The 3,969-nt window shown below is 38.3% G+C and carries 1 protein-coding gene; it reads right to left on the bottom strand.

All coding sequences use genetic code 11. The annotated features are described in order from the left end of the window. On the bottom strand, nucleotides 1–3,969 hold a 3,969-nt coding region (locus tag BCR21_RS06025; RefSeq protein ID WP_205684831.1), incomplete at both ends, for a MucBP domain-containing protein.

Here is a 3,969-nt window from a genome sequence, read left to right on the forward strand (position 1 = left end):
GTGTTTTTAATGGCTCAACTCCTAGTTCTAGGGTAGATCCTATAATTTCAGTCAACTTGATTGGCTCAACATCCGCTATATTTCCTCCCTCTTCGTCTACAAAGTTAATCGTTACAGCCGTTGTTGTTTTTTTAATCTTGTAAACCACTGGATCATTGTTCTCTCTTACAGGATAGTTTGTTTCATTTTCCGGTGATTCGATTACTTCGTACTTGTCTTCTTTAAGTGTCTTAATTGCCGCCAAAATATCCTTGTCTTTGGTTAAATCAAGAGTACCAATGTCTCTCGTCAATTCAAGTTCTTTTATCATTTTATCATTCTCATCAACGAAATTGATCGTTAGTTTGGACTTCGTTTGGAATTTATAGGAAATCGTTTGATCCGTCGCTGTGATTGGATACGCAGTTTCTGGCGTTGGGGATTCCAGTAATTTGTATCCTTTGTCTTTGTACTTTTTAACTATATCTTGGACTGACTGTTCTAGTGTTAAATCAACTGGTACTCCGATTTCTTTTGTTAGATCAAGCGTTTCTGTCGCAAGCATCACTTTATTCGCTTCATCCACGAAATTGACGGTTAGCTTGGACTTCGTTTGGAATTTATAAGAAATCGTTTGATCCATCGCTGTGATTGGATACGCAGTTTCTGGCGTTGGGGATTCCAGTAATTTGTACCCTTTGTCCTTATATTTTTTGACGATATCTTGGACTGATTTTTCTAGCGTTAAATCAACTGGGACTCCGATTTCTTTTGTCAGATCAAGCGTTTCTGTTCCGAGCATTACTTGATTTGCTTCATCAACGAAATTGATGGTTAATTTGGACTTCGTTTGGAATTTATAGGAAATCGTTTGATCCGTCGCCGTGATTGGATACGCATTTTCTGGCGTTGGGGATTCTAGTAATTTGTATCCTTTGTCTTTGTATTTTTTGACGATATCTTGGACTGATTTTTCTAACGTTAAATCAACTGGTACTCCGATTTCTTTTGTTAGATCAAGCGTTTCTGTCTCGAGCATTACTTGATTTGCTTCATCAACGAAGTTGATCGTTAGTTTGGACTTTGTTTGGAATTTATAGGAAATCGTTTGATCTGTCGCTGTGATTGGATACGCAGTTTCTGGCGTTGGGGATTCCAGTAATTTGTATCCTTTGTCTTTGTATTTTTTGACGATATCTTGGACTGATTTTTCTAGCGTTAAATCAACTGGTACTCCGATTTCTTTTGTTAGATCAAGCGTTTCTGTCCCAAGCATCACTTTATTCGCTTCATCCACGAAATTGATCGTTAGTTTGGACTTCGTTTGAAATTTATAAGAAATCGTTTGGTCTGTCGCTGTGATTGGATAGACAGTTTCTGGCGTTGGAGATTCCAGTAATTTGTATCCTTTGTCCTTGTACTTTTTGACTATATCTTGGACTGGTTTTTCTAGCGTTAAATCAACTGGGACTCCGATTTCTTTCATTAGATTAACCGTGTCTGTGCTTAGTATCACTTTATTATTTTCATCTACAAAATTGATGGTTAGTTTTGATTTTGTTTGAAACTTATACGTGGCTGTTTGATTTTCGTCTGCATCTATTTCGTACGCCTTTTCGTTTGCCGGTCTTGTTACCACGTAACCTTTATCGGTTTGAGATTTGATTGCTTTTTGTATATCGGTATTCTTGGTCAGATCGACTTTGCTTCCAATATTTCCAGTTAAATTAATCGAAGGCGCAAGTTCCATATTATCTTCATTGACGAATGAAACAGCTAATGTTGATTGATCCGTTACTGTAATATTAATGGTTTTCTTATCCGTTGCAGTTCCTTTTTTCGCTTGAATTTCAGCGGTATAGGGTTTTGTTACATCTGGAGCATTTGTTAAGGTTGTATTTAAAATAGATAAATCAATCCCTGTCGTTGCCCCTGTTGCTAAATCCAACCCTACTGCGCCTGATTTTTCTAGAATTAAGGCTTCTAATTCAGCCTTTGTTTTGCCAGCTAGTTCACTTTTTTCGATAGAAAAGTCATCGGCCCCTATTCTTATTCCCGTTGATGGTAAGGGATTATCATCTGAAACTAGTACAGGAACTTTTATAACCACTGTTTTGTCAGTTTGTTTTTCATCCGTCATACGAACTTCTGCAAATTGTACCCCTAATTTTGAGGTATCAACTGGTTTTGCTTTGTTCACATACTCAAAAGCTGCTGTGTGCCCTGGTAAGATAGTTGGATCTTTAATCAATGACTCAGCCGTTTTAGTCCAAGAACTGCCTTTCTTGACTACTTGACCGATGGGTAAACCACCGAAAGCATAGGCATTGATTTTAATATTGGGTTCTTCTTCTGATGGCAGTCCAGACTCCGCACCTAGTTCATTAACCGCAATTAATGAAGTCTCATAGGTCTTAATTGTGCCAACTTTGTCATTTAGCTGTTTTGGTAATTTATCTTTTATATTTATACTTCCGTTTGCATTACCTGCATCATCCCCTGTAAAAGGGTACCCAACAGTCTCACCATTTGGATAGGTCGCATAAAGATTCCCACTACCATTATACGTTTTACTAGGAATAGAACTTATCTTGTAGTCAACATTGAAATCCCCAGCATAATCGGAATAGACATTAAATTCTTCTGGCGTAGCATTTAGATGCATATACGGCAGTTCCGCTCCAAAAAACATCTCATAACCACCCTTGATCGCCTTATCAGGTTCTACACTCTTCCAAGGAGCTCCTAACACATAGCCAGACATATTATATGGATGGTACATTAGAGCGCCATCTTTGTATTGTTGACTTTCATCTCCTGGGGTAGTAAAACTACTCCCAAAATAATTTTGTCCACTCATTATCCCCAAATTAATAAAACCGGGCTTCACAGCCCCACTAATGTTAGTATCCCCAACCTTATATTTTGTATAGTCTGAAAGCCAGTTTCCTTTATTATCTTTCAATTTTAACGTTATTCTCCTATTATACTGTGGCACAAGGTCGTTATCGAATATCGCTGAAAAACCGCTATTATTATCCCCAATCGCATAAAATGGAAGCTCTAATGCAGTAGTCACTACCTGTAGCCCCGTAGGTTCAAACAACGCAAAGGTTTCCGATTTAGTAGAAAGATTATACATACTAAGCATAATGAAAAAATTCAAGTTTTTCTGCAACGATAAATCGTAAACATACATCACTTTATTCGCATCATCGACGACGACTTCTTTTATTTTGTCTCCTTTGCGTAGGAAATATTTAGCTGATGCATTTTTCCTCGCAAATTCGCTATATCCGACACCTTTATCGCTAGACCAAGGACCGCCTATATTTACTTTGTAATCATCATATAGCGGTACATAAAATTTATTAAACTTACCTGGAACAGTTTTTGTTCGCTGTGTAAGATAAACGAATCCCCAATCATTGCTATCCACCACACTAAACCCTATATCATTGGTTGGAAGACCCGTAACATCATATGACCCTCTACCAGGCATTCCTAATCGGCTTTCATTAATCGGGTTGATCAACCCTTTATCTTTTTGAGCAAGCAAATATGGCTGACCATTTCCTGGTGCCCATTCAGGATTCACAGGATCCATAGGAACATTTTTCCACCCATCTATCTCATCGTCTCCAAAAATATCATCTGGGACAACCGTTGCTCTGATTGGTTGCGTAAGTGATTCAGTCCCTACTTTAACCGTTACTGTAATCTCAGCACTTCCACGAAGTGTATTCACAATGGGAGCGTTGGTGATTGTCGCAGTTAACGCAGCTCCGGAGCTTAAATCCCACGCCTTTATCGCTAATCGTTTCGTAAGGATAGCAATAATATCAGCGTTGTTTTTTCCTTTAATCTCACTTGCTTTTAGTAGTGGGGTATTATAGCTTAAGCCTGCTTTACCTCCAATTTCTACTGTCTCATCCTCTGTCGTTACAGTGACAGGGACAGCCATCACTTTTGTATTTTCCGGAGTTGTTT

Source organism: Enterococcus ureasiticus, assembly GCF_001730285.1.
GTDB classification, from domain to species: domain Bacteria; phylum Bacillota; class Bacilli; order Lactobacillales; family Enterococcaceae; genus Enterococcus_L; species Enterococcus_L ureasiticus.